Here is a 1298-nt window from a genome sequence, read left to right as displayed (position 1 = left end):
CCTTCGGTATTCAGCGAGCGATGCGGCGCATCCGCAGTGCAGCTGTCACGGTGACCGAGCCGACCAGGACGACGAACACCAGCAGAACCGTGTTCTGAGGCAACACCGTCAGCGCACCACCGATGGCGAGGACAGGAATCGCGAGTCCGCAGTACGCGACGAGGAACATCGCGGCGAGCGTCTCCCCTCGGCGACCCGGCTCGGCGACCTCGGAAGCGGTCGCCAGCGCGCACTTGAACAGCGCGCCGACACCCGCGCCGCCGACGATTCCACCGAGGAGGAACAGCGCGAGCGACGGGGCCAGTGCTCCGCCAGCGATGGCGAGGAGCCCCACACCGCACGCGAGAGCCGCGAACAGGAGTTGGGTGCGTCGCGTGACTCGGGCAAGAAGCACCTGAGCGGCGGCCGCGGAACCGAAGACAAGGAAGACTGTGATGCCGGCCATGAGGTGGCCATCCTCGTCGAAGATCCCGACCAGGATCGAGGGCGCGAGAGAGGTGAACAACCCGAAGAGCGCGAACCCGGCGAACGCCGCGAATGCTGCGGCAATGAACTGGCCTCGGGACGCAGCCGGAACGGCGACCTTCTGCGGTCGATACTTCCGCGACGTCGGGGCCACGGTCTCCGGGACGAGCGCGACGGCGATAGCAAGGAGGATGAGCACGACAGCGAACACGGTGTGCGGCAGGTGCAGGGGATCGGGCAGAGAATCGGCGAAGAGTCCGCCGATGAGCGGGCCCAGCGCAAGACCTCCGAGGTTCGCACCGCCTGCGACGGACGCCGCGACGATGGCGTTCTCTCCAGGCCGCGCTCGTGCTCTCAGCTCACCGAGGTGCGCCGTCGCGGTCGCAGTGAGGACACCGATGCTGACACCATTGACGACACGGGCGACGAGCAGGCCCGGCACGTCGGTGAACACCATGAACAGCACCGCGGACAATGCGGAGATGAGGATGGCGATGACGAGCATCCGCCGCCTGCCCATCCAGTCACTGACGTGACCGAGCAGAAACAGGCTTGCGACGACGCCGACCGCATATGCGGCGAATACGACGGTGACGACGGAGACGGGAAACCCGTCGAGCTGCTGATAGAGCGGGTACAAGGGCGTGGGGACTGTGGAGTACGCCATCACCAGGAGGAACGCGACCGCGACGATCCAGAACGGCGTTGTTCGGTGCGCGGTGTCAAAGTGTGTGGAGGCCATCGCCTGCATCTTTCTCTTGGGGGCGTGATGAAGCAATGCAGCGCCGGAGGGGTGCCCCTCCGGCGCCGCCTACCGCCTCGGGCCCGACGCC

Annotated in this window: 1 protein-coding gene; it reads right to left on the bottom strand. The window is 66.9% G+C overall.

The genetic code is table 11. The features are described 5' to 3' along the window. Nucleotides 1-10: 10 nt before the first annotated feature. Nucleotides 11-1207: an MFS transporter gene (locus tag ACNPM4_RS17970; protein ID WP_473965307.1), complete on the bottom strand. Its 1197-nt coding sequence runs from the start codon at nt 1205-1207 to the stop codon at nt 11-13. Nucleotides 1208-1298 lie beyond the last annotated feature (91 nt).

It is taken from the genome of Microbacterium umsixpiens (assembly GCF_053543675.1).
This window is presented reverse-complemented; position numbering and strand designations above follow the sequence as displayed.

Coding starts and splice junctions, on each gene's coding strand:
- ACNPM4_RS17970 (WP_473965307.1), bottom strand. CDS start 1,207: ATGGCCTCCACACACTTTGACACCGCGCACCGAACAACGCCGTTCTGG.